At 70.0% G+C, this 16,155-nt stretch carries 13 protein-coding genes; 7 read left to right on the forward strand and 6 right to left on the reverse strand.

The genetic code is table 11. The features are described 5' to 3' along the window. Window positions 1-20: 20 nt before the first annotated feature. Both panB and HDA39_RS03445 read right to left on the reverse strand, forming a co-directional pair. Window positions 21-2,753: a 3-methyl-2-oxobutanoate hydroxymethyltransferase gene (gene panB, locus HDA39_RS44065; protein WP_420488708.1), complete on the reverse strand. Its 2,733-nt coding sequence runs from the start codon at window positions 2,751-2,753 to the stop codon at window positions 21-23. 155 nt (window positions 2,754-2,908) lie between these two features. Continuing rightward, complete coding sequence (locus HDA39_RS03445) at window positions 2,909-4,681, reverse strand: NAD+ synthase (RefSeq protein ID WP_184793791.1); 1,773 nt, start codon at window positions 4,679-4,681, stop codon at window positions 2,909-2,911. 128 nt (window positions 4,682-4,809) lie between these two features. Here HDA39_RS03445 and HDA39_RS03450 point away from each other — a divergent pair, with 128 nt between their 5' ends. Both HDA39_RS03450 and HDA39_RS03455 read left to right on the forward strand, forming a co-directional pair. Next, window positions 4,810-5,970: a DUF418 domain-containing protein gene (locus tag HDA39_RS03450; RefSeq protein ID WP_337925608.1), complete on the forward strand. Its 1,161-nt coding sequence runs from the start codon at window positions 4,810-4,812 to the stop codon at window positions 5,968-5,970. A 45-nt stretch (window positions 5,971-6,015) separates the two neighbouring features. Next, window positions 6,016-6,393, forward strand: a complete 378-nt coding sequence (locus HDA39_RS03455; protein ID WP_184793792.1) for a hypothetical protein — start codon at window positions 6,016-6,018, stop codon at window positions 6,391-6,393. Window positions 6,394-6,418: 25 nt separating this feature from the next. On the opposite strand, the gene HDA39_RS03460 is transcribed toward HDA39_RS03455, so the two are convergent. Next, complete coding sequence (locus tag HDA39_RS03460) at window positions 6,419-6,781, reverse strand: nuclear transport factor 2 family protein (protein WP_184793793.1); 363 nt, start codon at window positions 6,779-6,781, stop codon at window positions 6,419-6,421. A gap of 12 nt (window positions 6,782-6,793) precedes the next feature. Then, window positions 6,794-7,420 carry a hypothetical protein gene (locus HDA39_RS03465; protein WP_184793794.1) on the reverse strand — a complete coding sequence of 209 codons (627 nt, stop codon included), beginning with the start codon at window positions 7,418-7,420 and terminating at the stop codon, window positions 6,794-6,796. A 79-nt stretch (window positions 7,421-7,499) separates the two neighbouring features. Here HDA39_RS03465 and HDA39_RS03470 point away from each other — a divergent pair, with 79 nt between their 5' ends. Together HDA39_RS03470 and HDA39_RS03475 are read left to right on the forward strand one after the other, a co-directional pair. After that, window positions 7,500-7,970, forward strand: a complete 471-nt coding sequence (locus HDA39_RS03470) for a hypothetical protein (RefSeq protein ID WP_184793795.1) — start codon at window positions 7,500-7,502, stop codon at window positions 7,968-7,970. Continuing rightward, on the forward strand, window positions 7,967-8,890 hold the full coding sequence (locus HDA39_RS03475; protein ID WP_184793796.1) for an HTTM domain-containing protein: 924 nt from the start codon (window positions 7,967-7,969) through the stop codon (window positions 8,888-8,890). Before HDA39_RS03470 ends, HDA39_RS03475 begins: the two co-directional genes overlap by 4 nt. Here HDA39_RS03475 and HDA39_RS03480 read toward each other — a convergent pair. Next, window positions 8,816-9,220 carry a hypothetical protein gene (locus HDA39_RS03480; protein ID WP_184793797.1) on the reverse strand — a complete coding sequence of 135 codons (405 nt, stop codon included), beginning with the start codon at window positions 9,218-9,220 and terminating at the stop codon, window positions 8,816-8,818. The two genes, HDA39_RS03475 and HDA39_RS03480, sit on opposite strands and share 75 nt — an antisense overlap. Window positions 9,221-9,358: 138 nt before the next feature. Here HDA39_RS03480 and glnA point away from each other — a divergent pair, with 138 nt between their 5' ends. Then, a complete protein-coding gene (gene glnA / locus HDA39_RS03485; RefSeq protein WP_184793798.1) occupies window positions 9,359-10,699 on the forward strand; it encodes a type I glutamate--ammonia ligase in 1,341 nt (446 codons plus the stop codon). Here glnA and HDA39_RS03490 read toward each other — a convergent pair. Next, a complete protein-coding gene (locus HDA39_RS03490; protein ID WP_184793799.1) occupies window positions 10,696-11,280 on the reverse strand; it encodes a peptidylprolyl isomerase in 585 nt (194 codons plus the stop codon). The two genes, glnA and HDA39_RS03490, sit on opposite strands and share 4 nt — an antisense overlap. Window positions 11,281-11,410: 130 nt before the next feature. On the opposite strand from HDA39_RS03490, the gene HDA39_RS03495 reads away from it, so the two are divergent. Together HDA39_RS03495 and HDA39_RS03500 are read left to right on the forward strand one after the other, a co-directional pair. After that, entirely contained in the window at window positions 11,411-12,490 is a 1,080-nt protein-coding gene (locus HDA39_RS03495; protein WP_184793800.1) for a HupE/UreJ family protein, read from the forward strand. Further along, window positions 12,487-16,128 (forward strand): outer membrane protein assembly factor BamB family protein, encoded by a 3,642-nt coding sequence (locus HDA39_RS03500; protein WP_184793801.1) that lies wholly within the window; start codon window positions 12,487-12,489, stop codon window positions 16,126-16,128. The genes HDA39_RS03495 and HDA39_RS03500 overlap by 4 nt, the downstream gene beginning before the upstream one ends. The last annotated feature ends 27 nt before the right edge of the window (window positions 16,129-16,155 follow it).

Consider the following 16,155-nt stretch of genomic DNA (forward strand, 5'->3'; position numbering starts at 1 on the left):
AGCGTGTCGATCAGCGGCGGCTAGAAGGTGTGTTCGTCGGCGGGGAAGGTGCCGTTGGTGACTTCGGCGGCGTACGTCGTGGCGGCGGTGGTGAGGATGCCGCGCAGGTCGGCGTACTGCTTGACGAAGCGGGGCATCGGACCGGAGCGGAGGCCGGCCATGTCCTGCCAGACGAGGACCTGGGCGTCGGTGTCGCGCCCGGCGCCGATGCCGATCGTCGGGATCGGGACGCGCTTGGTGATCTCGGCGGCGACGTCGCCGGGGACCATCTCGAGCACCACCGAGAACGCGCCGGCTTCGGCGAGGGCCGCGGCGTCGTCGATCAGGCCGGCTGCCTGGTCGCCTCGGCCCTGGACCCGGTAGCCGCCGATGGTGTGCTCGCTCTGCGGGGTGAAACCGATGTGGGCCATCACCGGGATGCCTGCCTGGGTGAGCTTCTCGACCGCCGGTACGACGGTGCGGCCGCCTTCGAGCTTCACCGCGGCGACGCCGGCCTCCTTCATGAACCGGACGGCCGTGTGGAACGCCTGCTCGGGAGAGGCCTGGTACGAACCGAACGGGAGATCGGCGACGACGAGCGCGCGCTGGGCCGCTGTCGCTACCGCGCGGGCCAGCGGGATGAGCTCGTCGACGGTGACGCGGAGGGTCGACTCGTAGCCGTAGACGTTGTTGGCGGCCGAGTCGCCCACCAGCAGCACGGGGATCCCGGCGTCGTCGAAGATCTCGGCGGTGTACTGGTCGTACGCCGTGAGCATCGCCCACTTCTCGCCGCGGTTCTTCATGTCGCGTAGGTGGTGGATGCGGTACTTGCGCGGCCGCTTACTGCCGTCGGCCGGGGCGCCGGTCGCGCCGGGGGCGTTGAGGACGCCGGAGCGGGAGGGGTCGGACGAGATGGAGTTGGTGGGGTCGCCTGCGGCGGTTTGCTGGGTTGGGCGGGGCGCTCCGGGTTGGCCGTGGGCGCCGGACTGGCCGTGGGTGCTCAGCTGGCCGGGAGTGCCGGGCTGGCCGGACGTCCCGGGTAAGCCGGATGTGCTGGACAAGCCAGGGGTGCCTGGTTGGCCGGATGTGCCGGTGCCGGGCAAGCCGGGGTGGCCGGACGAGCCTGGCAGACCTTGTGGGCCGGACGTGTCGTGGGGTGCCGAGGGGTCGCCGCCGGGCTGGGCGCGGCGGGCTCGGTGGGAGATGGCTGCTTCGGCCTTCACCTGGCTCGGGGCGTCCTGCTGTACGTCGGCACGGCGGCGGGCGCCGACCGGGCGGCCCTCGGTGCGCATCTCCGGACGGCCTTCCGGCCGGGGCTGCTCCGGACGGGTCTCCGGGTGGTTGCTCTCGTACTCCGCACTCGGGTCGGTCGGGTAACCGTTGACCGCTGCGTTCTGCTGGGCGGCCGGAGGCTGGGGCGACGGCGGGCGGTTGGCCGGCGGGCGCTGCTGGGCGCCCGGCGGGGGAGGCGTCGGAATGGACGCCTGGATGGCGGGCTGGAGGCCGGTGGACTGCTGCGCCGGGTACCCGTTGCCAGCGGCGTTGGCGTGCCCGCCGTTGCTCTGCCCGTTGCTGTTACTCAGCGTGCCGCCGTTACTCAGGCCGTTGCCGGAGCCGTTGCCGGTCCCGGAGCCCAGACCGTTGCCGGTGCTGGACCCCAGGCCGTTGCCGGTACCGGGGCCTAGGCCGTTGCTGGTCCCCGAGCCCAGGCCGTTGCTCGTGCCCAGCGAGGTGCCGTTGCTGGAGCCGAGCGGGTTGGGCGCGGGCTGGCCGTTGCCGTTCGCGCTGCCGTTGCTCGGGGCGGGCGGCGGGGTGTTGGGGGACGGGCGGTTGGTGAGCCCGTTCGACGGCGGCGGGGGCGGAGGCGTCGGAGCGCTGCCGCTCCAGCCGTTGCCCGGCGTGCCGTTGCTGTGCTGGGTCAGGCCGTTGGAGCCGTTGCCCGGCGGAGGTCCAGCCGGACGCTGCGGGGGAGTCCCCTGCTGCGGCGGCGGTCCCTGGCGGTTCGCAGGAGGTTCAGGCGCACGACGCGGCGGCTCACCCTGCTGCGGCGCGAACGGACTCTGCTGCCGCCCCGGCTGAGGCGGAGCCGGCGGCCGCTCCTGGTACGCCGACGGCGCGAACGGCGAGTCCTCGTACCGCGCGGACTCCTGCGCGATCTCCCGCGCCGGTTCGCGCCCCTCCGGCGGCAGCAGACGCCCGGGCTCTCGCCCCGCCTCTGCCGGGAAAGGCCGGCCGTTGTCACGCCCGTCCGGCGGCAGCAGGCGCCCCGGCTCGCGCCCCACGTCCGGCGGCAGCAGGCGCCCGGGCTCACGCCCAAGCTCACGGCCCGCATCCCGGCCGGCGTCGCGCCCAGGCTCCGGCGGAAACCCCCGCCCGTTCTCGCGCCCCGAGGGCTCCGGCGGCAGCGGGCGGACGTTCTCGCGAGTGTTGTCGTACGGGCTCGGGCGGCGGTCGTCGTACTGGCGTTGGGGCTCGGCGTACTGGCTCGGGTAGCCGTGGTCCTCGGCGGGGAGGAAGGGCGACTTGGGGACGTACGGCTGCTGCGGCACCGGGCCGCGCTCGTACGTGCGGGGTGCGTTCGGCAGCGACGGGGACGGGTCGAGGCCCTCGAGGGTCGAGCGGTCGCGCCAGCTGTCGCCTGCGTCGTCGGCGTAGCCGTAGTCCGAGCGGTGGTGCTCCTCGGTTGTCCGGTTCTTCGGTCCGGTCCCGTACGGCGCCGGCAGCTCGTCGTCGGCGTCGCCGTTGGTACCGGCCGACATGAAGTTGTCAACCATGCCCTCATCGTCCCACCGTTGCGGAGGGTGAGCGCCACCGGCTGTCGATGAGGCGTCGCTCACAGCGTCCGCGGGCACGCCGGACCGCCCGGGCTGCTCGTCGAACGGGCTGTCCCAGGGAGCGTCGGAAGAAGGGCGGTTCCGCCACGATCCACTCAGTTGTCGGCAGCCTTTCTGGCGTCCTCACGCCACGCGTTCGTGATCGGGAGCCGCCGGTCGCGGCCGAACGCCTTGTGGGTGATCTTGGGACCCGGAGGATACTGCCTGCGCTTGTACTCCGCCTTGTCGACCAGCTGGACCACCTTGCTGACCAGCTCCGGGTCGAACCCGGCGGCGACCAGCTCGGCGCTGCCGCGGTCCTGCTCGACGTAGTCGTCGAGCATGTCGTCGAGCAGGTCGTACGGCGGCAGCGAGTCGGTGTCGACCTGCCCGGGCCGCAGCTCGGCCGACGGCGGCTTGGCGATCGCGTTCTCCGGGATCGGCGGCTGCTTGCCCTGCGCGGCGGCGTCGGCGTTGCGCCACTTGGCCAGCCGCCAGACCACCGTCTTCGGCACGTCCTTCAGCGGCGCGAACCCGCCGACCGCGTCGCCGTAGATCGTCGAGTACCCGACCGACAGCTCCGACTTGTTGCCACAGGCAAGTACCAGGTGGCCGTCGGCGTTCGACAGGCCCATCCAGATCACCGCGCGGACCCGCGCCTGCAGGTTCTCCTCGGCCAGCCCGTTCAGCCCGAGCGTCTCCAGGAACGGCTGCACCATCGGCTGGATCGGGATCACCCGGTAGTTCAGCCCGGTCCGCGCGGCCAGCTCGGCGGCGTCGTCGCGGGAGTGGTCGCTGGAGTAGATGCTCGGGTTGGAGATGCCGAAGACGTTCTCCGGACCGACCGCGTCGCAGGCGATCGCGGCGACCAGCGAGGAGTCGATCCCGCCGGACAGCCCGAGCAGCACCGACTTGAACCCGTTCTTGCGCACGTAGTCGCGCAGCCCGAGCACGACCGCGCCGTACATCTCGGCCTCGTCCGGCAGCCGCGGCGCGATCGCGGCCGCCATCGGCTCGTACGCCGGCAGCGGCTCCTCCTGCAGCACGGTGTGCACGATCTCGATGCCCTCGTGCCCGGCGACCGGGATCGCGGTCGCGGCCGGCAGGTCGAGGTCGACGATCATCGAGCCCTGCTCGAACTGCGGTGCCCGCGCGAACACGTTGCCCTCGGCATCGGCGATCAGCGAGTCGCCGTCGAAGACCAGCTCGTCCTGGCCGCCGACCAGGTTCACGTAGGCCAGCGCGCAGCCGGCCTCGCGGGCCCGGCGCGCGACCAGCTCGCCGCGGACGTCGTCCTTGTTCGCCTCGTACGGCGAGGAGTTGACCACCAGCAGCAGCCCCGCACCCGCGGCGCGGGTGACCGCGACCGGGCCGCCGTCCTGCCACAGGTCCTCGCAGATCACCAGTGCGACGTCGATGCCGTGGATCCGGACCACCTGCAACGTGTTGCCGGGCACGAAGTGCCGGAACTCGTCGAAGACGCCGTAGTTCGGCAGGTGGTGCTTGACCGCGCTGGTGACGACGCGGCCCTGGTGGATCACCGCGGCCGAGTTCGTCGGCGAGCCCTTCGGCCGGCCGAGCCGGTCGACGCCCATCGCCGTACCGGCCGCGCGGTCGAGGTACCCGCAGACCACCACGACGTCGCCGAGGCCCTCGTCGGCCAGCCGCCGCGCGAGCGTCTGGACCTTGGACTGCGACGCGTCGACGAACGAGCCGCGCAGGGCCAGGTCCTCGACCGGGTAACCGGTCAGCACGAGCTCGGGAAAGGCGACCACGTGGGCGCCGCGCTCGACCGCGCCGCGGGTCCAGGTGACGATCTTGTCCGCGTTGGCGTCGAGGTCGCCGACCGTCACGTCGAGCTGAGCGAGAGCAAGCCGGAGCTGAGGCACCTGTGCACCTTACTGGGTCCGCGCGGCGCCCCGAAGCGACTCGGCCAAGTCTTGACCAGCGACCAAGGTTGGGCCCCGAAATACTTTTCGCCGACGACCGTCCGGGCCGCTGACGATTCACTGAAATCGTGACCACCACCGAGCAAGGACCGACCGCTGTCACCGAGCGCGCGCTGGGCCCCGACCTGGCCCGCGGCTTCATGCTGCTGTTCATCGCCCTGGCCAACTCGCACTACTTCCTGCGCGGCCCGTCGGTGCTCGGCGGCTACCCCCAGGACGGATCGGCGATCGACCGCGCCGCCACCTGGCTGATCGCGACTTTCGTCGACGGGCGGGCGTTCCCGATGTTCGGCCTGCTGTTCGGGTACGGCGTGGCGCAGATCGTCCGCCGGCGGACCGGGACCGCCTGGGCGACCCGGTTCCTGCTCTGGCGGCGCAGCCTGGTGCTCGTCGTCCTCGGCCTGCTGCACGCGACCTTGCTGTACGTCGGCGACATCCTCGGCGCGTACGGCGTCCTGCTGTTCCTCGGCGTCTGGGCGATCCGCTGGAAGGACCGCTGGCTGCTGATCGTCGCCGTTCTCTTCCTCGCGCTGACCGCGTTGCCGAGCGACACGTCGCTGTCGATCAACGCCGACCCGCCGGACGTGTCGATGCTGCCGCCGGACTTCGGGACGCAGGTCGTCGAGCGGCTCAAGGTGACGCCGCTGATCGCGTTCCTCGGACCGATCGGGTTCGCGACGCCGTTCCTGGTCGGGCTGTGGGCCGGCCGGCGCCGGATCCTGGAGCGCCCGGCCGAGCACCTTCGGTTGCTCAAGGCCACGGCCGTCGCGGGCGTCACGATCGCCGTACTCGGAGCCCAGCCGGTCGCGCTGACCCTGTCCCGCGTGATCGACCGGCCGACGGGGGACACGCTCAGTCTGGTCGGGCCGCTGCACGACGTGAGCGGGACGATCGGCGGGTTCGGGTACGCCGCGCTGATCGTGCTGATCGCCACGCGGATCCGGCGGGGGCGCGTGACCGAGGCGATCGCGGCGACGGGGCAACGATCGCTGACCTGCTACCTGATGCAGTCGGTGATCTGGACGGTGGTCTTCACGCCGTACCTGCTCGACCTGTCGGACACGTTGACGGTGGCAACGACAGCACTGCTCGCGGCGGGGGCCTGGATGCTGACGGTGTTCCTCGCGGACCGGATGCGGCGGGCGAACTATCGCGGCCCGTTCGAGCTGCTGATTCGCAGGATCACGTACCGCACCGGCGTGTCGAGTCGTCCGGCGGTCCGGCGGTGACCGACGATCCGCAGACCATCCGGAACCACCTGCGTGGAGTACGACGTGAACCTCAGCCTTGCCGACCAGCCGACGCTGCCGGACCTGTCCGACGACGAACGGCACCTGCTCAACCTGGTCGCCACGCCCGCGGCGACGCTGCTCGGGCTGGTCGCCGACGTCCTGCGGACCCGGTTGTTCGGTGAGGACGCCGCGAGCTGGGCGGATCTGTGGCAGACGAACCCGTCGACGGCCCGGCTCGAGTGGCAGGACGGGCCGGAGCTCGCCGAGGTGCTCGAGCACCTGCTGCCGCGGACGATCGAGGGGACGTTCGAGGGAGTGCCGGGGCTGCGGCCGGTGACGACGTTCGACGCGCAGGCGCAACTGGTGTGGATCGGTACGACGAGCCCGGTGGCGTTGCACCTCACGCGTCTGGACGGCTGATCACCAGGAGCCGCCGCCCCCGCTGTCAGGCGATCGTGTCGGGATCGACTTCCGCCGTGTACGACGTGATCGAGGTGAGGTGCCCCTGGGTGAACTCGTACAGGTCGCACGACGACACGAACGACGACTGCCACTTCGCGTCGACGTACCGGGCCACCGAGTGCACCGCGACGGAGTCCGCGTTCGCGATCGTCTTGAACCGCAGGAACTGCGTCGTCGACCGCGCCAGCTCCGCCAGCGCGTTCTCACACGCCTGCACCACCTGCTCCTGCCCCACCAGCTTCGCCGCCCCCACCAGGGTCCAGGTCACCTCCGGGTGCAGGAACGGATACACCTCCGAGAAGCGGTGCCGCGAGAACGCCTCCGCCACTTCCTGAATCGTCGCCATGGCGCGATCTTCTCAGAGCTTCCAGGTCCACGGCGCGTAGACGCTGACCCGTACTCCGGTCAGCAGCGGCGCCACGTACTTGGCCGAGCAGCCGTCGGCGTAGAAGTTCCGCGCCGCGACCACGTTGGCCCGGGTCAGATTGCCGCGCGCCACGTCGTACGTGCTGACCAGCTTGCGCGTCGGCCACGAGTCCTTGGTGAAGCTCCGCGCGAAGTAGTCCGCCGCCTGCGGATCCCGGTGACTGCCCAACGCCTCCGTGGTCCGGGTCGCCGTCCTGGCGTCCAGGTAGTCACCGCGACTGTCGTTCGCCGGCATCCGCTCGATGGCGTTCCGCTGCTCCTGCGGGCTCCACTCCTCGTAGTCGCACGCGAAGACCACCTGGGCGAAGCCAGGCGCGGGCGCTCGTAGCGAGGTGTCCGGATCGGTCAGCCGGTGAACCGTCAGCTGCTGGTAGGCGCTGTCGGGGAGCGCGGGCCGGGACGGCAGCTTGGTTGGGAAGACCGGCCGGGTCAGCTCCGGCGTCGGGGGAGGGGAGGGCGGAGTGCTGGTGGAGTCAGCTGCGGGGGCGGTGGCGGCCGGTTCGGTGCCGCACGCGGTGGTGAGGAGGACGGCGGCGGCGAGCAGGGCGGTGAGGCGCATGGGACAACTCTGGCTGGTTGAGGGGTCGAGATGGAGCTGAGATGTTGGGGGTGCTGGGGCGAACTGGTGGTGGTGTGTAATGACGGACGTGACGACGGGTGCGGGGCTGCGGCTGGGCCGGGTGGGGAAGACGGTCAGGGTGGTGGTCGCGGTGGTGGGGGTCGTGCTGCTGGTGAACGGGTCGGTGCGGATGTCGGACGACATGTGGCCGTTCGGGCCGATGTCGCAGTACGCGATGACGGTGCCGGACGACGCGTCGATCACCTTCACCCGGATCCAGGCCGAGACCGATGCGGGGACCTCGGTGGACGTGCCGCTGAACATCGAGGGTGCGGGGGTGGCGCGGGCGGAGATCGAGGCGCGGACGGGGGAGATCGTCAAGGATCCCTCGTTGCTGCAGCAGGTGGCGGACGGGTGGGCCCGCAAGCACCCGGACGAGCCGAAGTACGTGAAGCTGGAGCTGATCCGGGACACGACCCAGCTGGTGGAAGGGCGCGTGGACGGGCCGCCGAAGGCTGAGGTCATGGCGACCTGGCAGGTGCGCCGATGACCAGGATCGCCAACTGGTTCACGCCCAAGATCGCACTCGCCCGCGTCGCGTGGTTGCGGACGATCCTGTACCTGTTCGTCATCCTCGACATGCACGCGTTCGTCCGCGACACCCGGCTCAAGGGCGAGCACCCAGGCCTCTACCAACCGCTCTACCTGGCCCGCCTGTTCGACCTCCCGAAGCCGTCGGTCGCCAACACGACCACCCTGTACGTCGTACTGATCGTGTTCTGCCTGATCGGCGCCTCCAACCGGCTGCCGCGGCTCGCGGGCTGGGTGGTCGCGCCGGCGTTCACCTGGTGGGTGCTGATCGGGATGAGCGACCGCAAGGTCGACCACGACCACCTCGCGCTCGTCATCGCGCTGTGGGTGCTCCCGACCGTCGCGCCGAACAAGAACCGCAAGGGCTCCGTGTACGCCGACCAGACCACCTCGGAAGCGGCCGGCTGGGCGGTCCGGTGCGTCCAGATCAGCGTGATCGCGACGTACTTCCTGTCCGCGGTCGCCAAGCTCCGCAGCGCGGGCTGGGCGCTGACCTGGCCGGGCAGCGCCATCCTGACCTGGGCGATCGTGCGCCGGCCTCACCCGGTCGGCGAGTGGCTGCTGCACCACCCGTGGATGCTGCACGTGATGCAGTGGGTCGGGTTCATCGGTGAGCTGCTGTCACCGCTGGTGCTCTGGCTGAAGGGCCGCTGGCAGCTGCTCGGCGCGCTGTTCTTCATCGGCTTCCACGTCGCGAACACCGCGATCCTGCTGATCCACTTCCTGCCGACCGTGGTCTGCTGGCTGGCCTTCGCCCCGATGGAGCGGATCGTGCCCTGGTTCCAGCGGCGCCGGACCAAGGACTCAGGTGGCGACGCCGGAGAGCCCGAAGACCAGCCCGAAGACAGCCGGCAGACCCAGCAGCAGCCCGGCGCGTAGCCGGAAGCGCCGGCCGCCCGGGCCCGGCGTCCGGACGACGCGGGAGAGCACCGCACCGGCGTACCCGAAGACCAGCGCGGCGAGCAGGATCTGCTTGGTCGGCAGCGTGCCGTCGTTGTCGGTCAGTCCGAGCGTGACCAGCCCGGGGCAGCAGAAGGCGAACATGCCGTATCCCAGCTCGGGGATCGGCAGCCAGCGGCGCCCGAGAACGTCCTGCTCGGCCGGGCGGCGGCGTTGCAGCGAGCGGACGAAGCGGCCGGTGCTGAGCAGCAGGTCGCTGATGCAGAGCACGGCCGCCACGATCAGCGCGGCGTGGAAAATCGTCTGCACCCGCAGCACCCTAGGCCATGGCTCCCGGCCCTGTGGCCGGCCATGTCCCCGTCGCCACGTAACGTCTGCTTAACACTGCCGGGGCACACTGTGTGAGGTCCGGTGCCGTGCCGTACGTCGAGAGAGGTGGAACCGCCGATGGACAAGCAGCAGGAGTTCGTGCTGCGCGCGCTCGAGGAGCGCGACGTACGGTTCGTGCGGCTCTGGTTCACCGACGTGCTGGGCTTCCTGAAATCGGTGGCGGTCGCCCCGGCGGAGCTGGAGGGCGCGTTCTCGGAGGGGATCGGGTTCGACGGGTCCGCGATCGAGGGGTTCGCCCGGGTCACCGAGGCGGACATGCTGGCCAAGCCGGACCCGTCGACGTTCCAGATCCTGCCCTGGCGGGGCGAGACGATGGGCACCGCCCGGATGTTCTGCGACATCAACATGCCGGACGGCTCGGCCTCGTTCGCCGACCCGCGGCACGTGCTGAAGCGGACCCTGTCGAAGGCGGCCGACCTCGGCTTCACCTTCTACACCCACCCCGAGATCGAGTTCTACCTGTTCAAGTCGCTGACCGGCGCTCCGGGCACCTATCCCGAGCCGGTCGACTCCTCGGGCTACTTCGACCACACCCCGCAGGGGATCGGCAACGACTTCCGCCGCGAGGCGATCACGATGCTGGAGTCGATGGGCATCTCGGTCGAGTTCAGCCACCACGAGGGCGGCCCGGGCCAGCAGGAGATCGACCTGCGGTACGCCGACGCGCTGTCCACCGCGGACAACATCATGACGTTCCGCGTGGTCGTCAAGGAGGTCGCGCTCAGCCAGGGCATCTACGCCTCGTTCATGCCCAAGCCGCTGAGCGACCAGCCCGGTTCGGGCATGCACACCCACATGTCGCTGTTCGAGGGCGACCGGAACGCGTTCTTCGAGGGCGGCGCGCAGTACCAGCTGTCCAAGACCGGGCGGGCGTTCATCGCCGGCCTGCTGCGCCACGCGGCCGAGATCACCGCGGTGACCAACCAGTGGGTGAACTCGTACAAGCGGCTCGCCGTCGGTGACGAGGCGCCGTCGTTCATCTCGTGGGGTCACAACAACCGCAGCGCGCTGGTCCGGGTGCCGATGTACAAGCCGCACAAGGGCCAGTCGAGCCGGGTCGAGTTCCGCTCGCTCGACTCCGCCGCGAACCCGTACCTGGCCTTCGCGCTGATGCTGGCCGCCGGCCTGAAGGGCATCGAGGAGGGGTACGAGCTGCCGCGGGAGGTCGAGGACGACATCTGGTCGCTGACCGACCGTGAGCGTCGCGCGCTCGGCATCAAGCCGCTGCCGAACAGCCTGGCCGAGGCGATCCACGCGATGGAGGACAGCGAGCTGGTCGCCGAGACGCTCGGCGAGCACGTCTTCGACTTCTTCCTGCGCAACAAGCGGGTCGAGTGGCAGGACTACCGCAAGCAGGTCACGCCGTTCGAGCTGAACAAGCTGCTGCCGGTGCTCTAACCGACGAGGATCCCGGTGATCCACACCGGGGTCCGCCCGCCGCCCGCGGCGATCTTGTCGACCACCTCGATCCCGGCGAACACCGTCCCGACCACCGTGTACGCCGGCGGCAGCTGCGCGTCGCGGTGCACGACGAAGAAGCGCGCGCCGTTCTGCCCGGCGGCGACCGGCACCATCGCGACCGTCCCGCGCGGGTAGCTCTCCTTGCCGGTCAGCTCCGCCGGGTACCGGAAGCCGGCCTCGGCCGGTCCGCACTCCAGCAGCACGGACGTGAGCCGCCCGCACGGCGCTCCGGTGTAGAACCCGCCGAGCGCGAGGTGCCCGAACGCGTGCACCGCGCACGGCGCGCTCTCGCGGTCCAGCCGCAGCTCCACCGCGCCGACGTTGGTCGTCACCGTCACCTTCACCAGGCCGTCCGTCGGCGTCAGCGAGTACGGCGGCCGGACCGGCGCGCTCGCTCCCGTCCGCAGGTACGAGCACTGCTTGAAGAACGGTGCCTGAGCGCTGGCGATCCAGCTCTCGAGGGCGAGGACCAGTGTGGCCACAACGACGATCGCAACAACCCGCTGCCATTGACGCATAGTGACGACGGTAACACTCGGTGTGGTACCGCGACAGTGTCGCAGATAGTTACACGAATCCCCACGCTGGCGGCAAATAGTTTCCTGAGCGGTCATCGAGTGTCCACTCCGGTCGCGTGGGATTCACCCCATGCGTCGTCTGCTGACATTCCTCGGGCTGCTCGTTGCCCTCGCTCTGGCCGGCACCACCGCCGCGTCCGCCCATGTGATCGCTTCCGCCGGCTACGCCACCGTCACGCAGGACGGCAGCCAGGTGAACGTCCAGCTCAGCCTCGAGTACGCCGTACTGGCCCGCGCCGTCGACCTCGGCGAGCCCGCGACCGACGACGGTCGGCGCGCGAAGGCCCTCGACACCGCCAAGCCGACGCTGGAGACGTACCTGCACGACCGGGTCGTCATCTCCCTCGACGGCGCCGCCTGCGAGCCCGAGCTCGCCACCACGTCCGTCGGCAGTCGCGCCGGTACGCCGTACGCCGAACTCGGCCTGATCTACGCCTGCGCCGGCGACCAGGGCACGTTCCGCCTGCAGTACACCGTGTTCGGTGACGCCGAGGCGGTCGCGGACGACCACACCAACGTGGTGGAGTACCACTTCGGCGACGACTCCGGCCGGACCGTGTTCGACCGCAGCCATCACGACTTCACCGTCGGCGACTCGACGATGGCCGCGTCCAGCCTGCAGTTCGGCAAGCTGGGCGTCGAGCACATCCTGCTCGGGCTCGACCACGTGCTCTTCGTGGTCGCGCTGATCCTCGGCGCGAACAGCTTCAAGAGCCTGCTCCAGGTCACCTCGATGTTCACCGTCGCGCACAGCGTCACGCTGGTCTCCACGCTGCTCGGCGGGATCACCGTGCCCGCGATCGTCGTCGAGCCGCTGATCGCGCTGTCGATCGCGTTCGTCGCGGTCGAGAACCTGCTGGGTTCCACCCGCCATCGCCTCCCGGTGGTCTTCGGTTTCGGTCTTCTGCACGGGCTCGGCTTCGCCGGCTCGCTGCGGATCACCGATCAAGTCAGTCCGGAACTGCTCGTCTCGCTGCTGAGCTTCAACATCGGCATCGAGACCGGCCAGGCGTTGCTGCTGCTGGCCGTGTTCCCCCTGGTCCTGCTGATCCGCCGGAGCCGTCTCTCGGTCCCGGTCGTCCGCTCGGCGACCGCAGTCGTCGCCGCCTTCGGCACCTTCTGGTTCGTAGAAAGGTTCTTCCTCACATGATCGGCCTGACGCGCAAGTCGAGCGATCGTCCCCCTGCCACCCGGTGGCACAAACTCCTGTACGGCCTGGCCGGGGGCCTCGCGGCGCTCGTCATCGGCGTACCGCTGACCGGAGTGATCGCCGACGCCGTCGACGCTCCGGCCGCGATCATCTCCGGCACGGTCTTCGAGGACCGGGACAACGACAACCGGCAGGACAACAACGAGACCCCGTTGGCCGGGGTGACCGTTTCGGACGGTCAGAAGCTCGTCGTGACGGACAAGAAGGGGCACTACTCCTTCTCGTCCGACGTCGAGCGCCGCGACGTCGACCTGGTCTTCGTCACCCAGCCGTCGGGCTACTCGGTGGGCACCGACGACAACATGACCCCGAAGTTCTTCCGCAGCCTCGGTCAGCTCGCCGCCGGTGACACCCGGGAGGTGAACTTCGGTCTGCGCAAGGACAAGAAGTCCGCCGACGGTGGGTTCACCTTCGGCAACGTGGCCGACCCGCACGTGAACGCGCAGCTGCCCGAGCAGATCACCGAGATCAACACGACCCGGCAGAACCTCGCGTTCATCCAGGTCAGCGGTGACCTGACCAACTCGGCCACCGACGCGGAGTTCGAGTTCTACAAGTCGAGTACGGCGAACTCGAAGGTCCCGGTCTGGCCGGCCGTCGGCAACCACGAGTACGCCGCCGGGGCGACGTACGCGGCGCGGATCAACAACTACCGCAAGCACGTCGGCCCGGAGTGGTACTCCTTCGACTACAGCGACCGGCACTTCCTGGTGCTGGAGAACAACGGCGCCGCGCCGTTCGCCGAGCAGCTGGAGTGGGTGAAGGCCGACCTGGCGCAGAACGTCAAGCGTGGCAAGCACCTGGTGGTGCTGACCCACCAGCCGATGAACGTCCCGTTCGGTTCGCCGTCGGTGTACGACGAGTTCGGCAAGGTGCTCGAGCAGTACAAGGCCGAGCTGATCCTGGTCGGTCACGAGCACAGCAACGACGTCGAGCCGAACAGCCAGTTCGCCAAGACGGCGAAGCACATCCAGACCGTCTCGTCGTCGTACACGATCGACAACTCGCCGCGCGGGTTCCGGTTCGTGAACATGGACAACAAGTCCTTCGACAACCCGTTCCGGATCTACGGCGCCGAGAAGGACCTGACGATCGTGTCGCCGGCGCCGGGCACGTCGGTGCCGCTGGACAAGTTCCCGGGCATCCAGGTGAACGCGTACGACACCACCGACGCGCCGGTGAAGGTCCGCTACCGGCTCGACAACAAGAACTGGAAGCAACTGCAGGCGACCGGCGAGTTCACCTGGTACGCCGACCTGCCGGGCAACACCAAGATCGGCAAGCACACCCTCGAGGTGGAGGCGACCGACAAGAACAAGGCGACCTGGAAGGGCACGTCGAAGTTCACCCTGACCAACGAGAAGGCGATCAGGCCGGTCGCCGGGGCGAACTGGAACCAGCACCACGGCGACGCGTCGCACAGTGGGGTGGCGCAGGACCAGATCGCGGCCGGGCAGCGGCTGGCCTGGTCGTACCGGACCAAGGGCACCTTCCTGACCGGTTCACCGGCCATCGTCGACGGCGTCGTGTACGCCGGGACGCGGGACGAGAACGGTGAGGGCAACAGCGAGGTGCACGCCGTGAACCTCGCCACCGGCAACAAGCTGTGGAGCTACGACGTCCCGTCGTCGGTGCACGGCAGCGTCGCGGTCTCCGACGGGCTCGTCTACGTGCCGACCCTGCGCGGCACGCTGTTCGCGGTGGACGCGAAGACCGGCAAGCTGAAGTGGCGCAACGACCCGGAGGCCGCGCCCGAGGGCAACAACCAGCGCACCTACGGGTACTACGGCGTGACGGTTGCCGACGGCAAGGTGCTGTTCCCGTTCCAGACCCGGTTCGGCGAGGCGGCGGCGGGCATCCTGCTCGCGCTGGACGCCAGGACCGGGCAACGGATCTGGGGCTCGCCGATGGCCGGCAACACGATGAGCGACGGGACTCCCGCGGTCGCCGACGGTCGGGTGTACGTCGGGAACCAGGACGGCAGCATCGTGATCGCGTACGACCTGAAGACCGGCCAGAAGCTGTGGACCGGCACCGACACCCTCGGCGGCTGGCAGGACGGCATCCCGTCCGCGGGCGGCGGCAAGGTGTTCATCGGGTCGAACAACGGTCTCGTCGCGCGCGACGGTGCGACTGGCGCGGTGCTCTGGAGCTACACCAGCACGCACCCGTCGCTGGTCAGCAGCGGCGCGACGCCGTCGGCGGCCGCGCTGAGCGGCAACACCGTCTACATGTCCTTCCCGAGCGGATCGGTGACGGCGCTCAACGCCACCACCGGTGCAGTGATCTGGGACCAGCTGCTGCCGGGTTCGCAGTACCGAGGTGGATCGTTCACTTCGCCGGCGCTGTCGGGCAGCACCCTCTTCGTCGGCGCGAACAGCGGCGGGTTCTACGCCCTGGACGCGCGGACGGGTCAGCCGCTGTGGTCGCAGAACATCGGCACCTGGGTGTCGGCGGGCCCGGCCGTCAGCGGCAACACCGTGGTCGCGGGTGCCTTCGACGGCAACCTGTACGCCTTCACACCGGGCGGTACGGCGGCCAGGCCGTGGCCGGTCGTGTCCGGCAAGGTGACGCTGAAGGCCGACGGTTCACCGGCCGCCAACACCACGGTCAGTGTGGTCAAGGGCGGGACGGCGATCGGCCGGACCACGACGGATGCCTCCGGCAACTACCGCGTCGGGCTGCCGGAGGGTGCGGGCACGTACACCCTCCAGGTGGCGCAGCTCGGCTTCGCGACGGCGGCGCGCGAGATCACGGCCGGGACCGGCGAGACGACCGGGATCGATCTGCAGGTCAGCCCGGTGAGCGTCGACGCGAGCATCGGCAAGCGGCTGCCGAGCGGGCTGGTCGAGGGCGGACCGGGTGACGTGGTGATCGAGAACAAGAAGCTCGCGATGGCGGTCGCCAAGGTCTACAACGACCCGCAGCTGAGCCCGTCGACCACGGGCAAGGTGCTCGACCTCGCTCTGACCGGGCAGCCGGACCAGCTCGACTGGATCAACCTGCCGTACGTCAGCACCGCCGAGCCCGTCGGTGGCAACGCCTGGCAGCAGTTGCAGGTCCGCTCCACCGAAGTGAAGATCACTGAGAACACCGAGGAAAAGGCAGTGGTTCAGGTCACGGGGACTTCAGCTGAGCACCCTGCCCTCAAGGTCGTCACGACCTTCACGGCAACGCCTGACGAGTCCTTCATCACCGCCGACACCACGTTCACCAACGGCACGGGAGCGGCGCTGTCGGTGTGGGCCGGCGACGCGATGGACCACGACGGTGCGGGGTCGCGCTCGGCCGTCGCGGGGTTCCCGGTGGTCACGAGCGGTGGACCGTTCAGCCAGGTCCCGACCGCGAAACGGTGGATCGGGCAGAGCGGGACGACGCCGGACAACGAGACCTACGGCCTCGTCTACAGCGCGGCGTCAGGTCCGTTCACCGGCTACTCGCAGAGCAACTTCACGATGAGCAAGTTCAAGCTGGAGCTCCCGGCCGGTGGTGAGCACACCATCGGCCGCCGGATCGTGGTCGCCTCCAACGGGGGCGCCGCGGACAAGTTCGGCGTCCTCGACCAGTTCGCCTACTGAGCCGAACGGCCGGCTCCCCGGATCGGG

This window comes from Kribbella italica (assembly GCF_014205135.1).
Taxonomy (GTDB): Bacteria; Actinomycetota; Actinomycetes; order Propionibacteriales; family Kribbellaceae; genus Kribbella; species Kribbella italica.

What these genes read in the sequence shown, in the direction of transcription:
- panB (WP_420488708.1), bottom strand. Translation starts at nt 2,753, where the DNA reads ATGGTTGACAACTTCATGTCGGCCGGTACCAACGGCGACGCCGACGAC.
- HDA39_RS03460 (WP_184793793.1), bottom strand. Translation starts at nt 6,781, where the DNA reads ATGGCGACGATTCAGGAAGTGGCGGAGGCGTTCTCGCGGCACCGCTTC.
- HDA39_RS03465 (WP_184793794.1), bottom strand. Translation starts at nt 7,420, where the DNA reads ATGCGCCTCACCGCCCTGCTCGCCGCCGCCGTCCTCCTCACCACCGCG.
- HDA39_RS03470 (WP_184793795.1), top strand. Translation starts at nt 7,500, where the DNA reads ATGACGGACGTGACGACGGGTGCGGGGCTGCGGCTGGGCCGGGTGGGG.
- HDA39_RS03475 (WP_184793796.1), top strand. Translation starts at nt 7,967, where the DNA reads ATGACCAGGATCGCCAACTGGTTCACGCCCAAGATCGCACTCGCCCGC.
- glnA (WP_184793798.1), top strand. Translation starts at nt 9,359, where the DNA reads ATGGACAAGCAGCAGGAGTTCGTGCTGCGCGCGCTCGAGGAGCGCGAC.
- HDA39_RS03490 (WP_184793799.1), bottom strand. Translation starts at nt 11,280, where the DNA reads ATGCGTCAATGGCAGCGGGTTGTTGCGATCGTCGTTGTGGCCACACTG.
- HDA39_RS03495 (WP_184793800.1), top strand. Translation starts at nt 11,411, where the DNA reads ATGCGTCGTCTGCTGACATTCCTCGGGCTGCTCGTTGCCCTCGCTCTG.
- HDA39_RS03500 (WP_184793801.1), top strand. Translation starts at nt 12,487, where the DNA reads ATGATCGGCCTGACGCGCAAGTCGAGCGATCGTCCCCCTGCCACCCGG.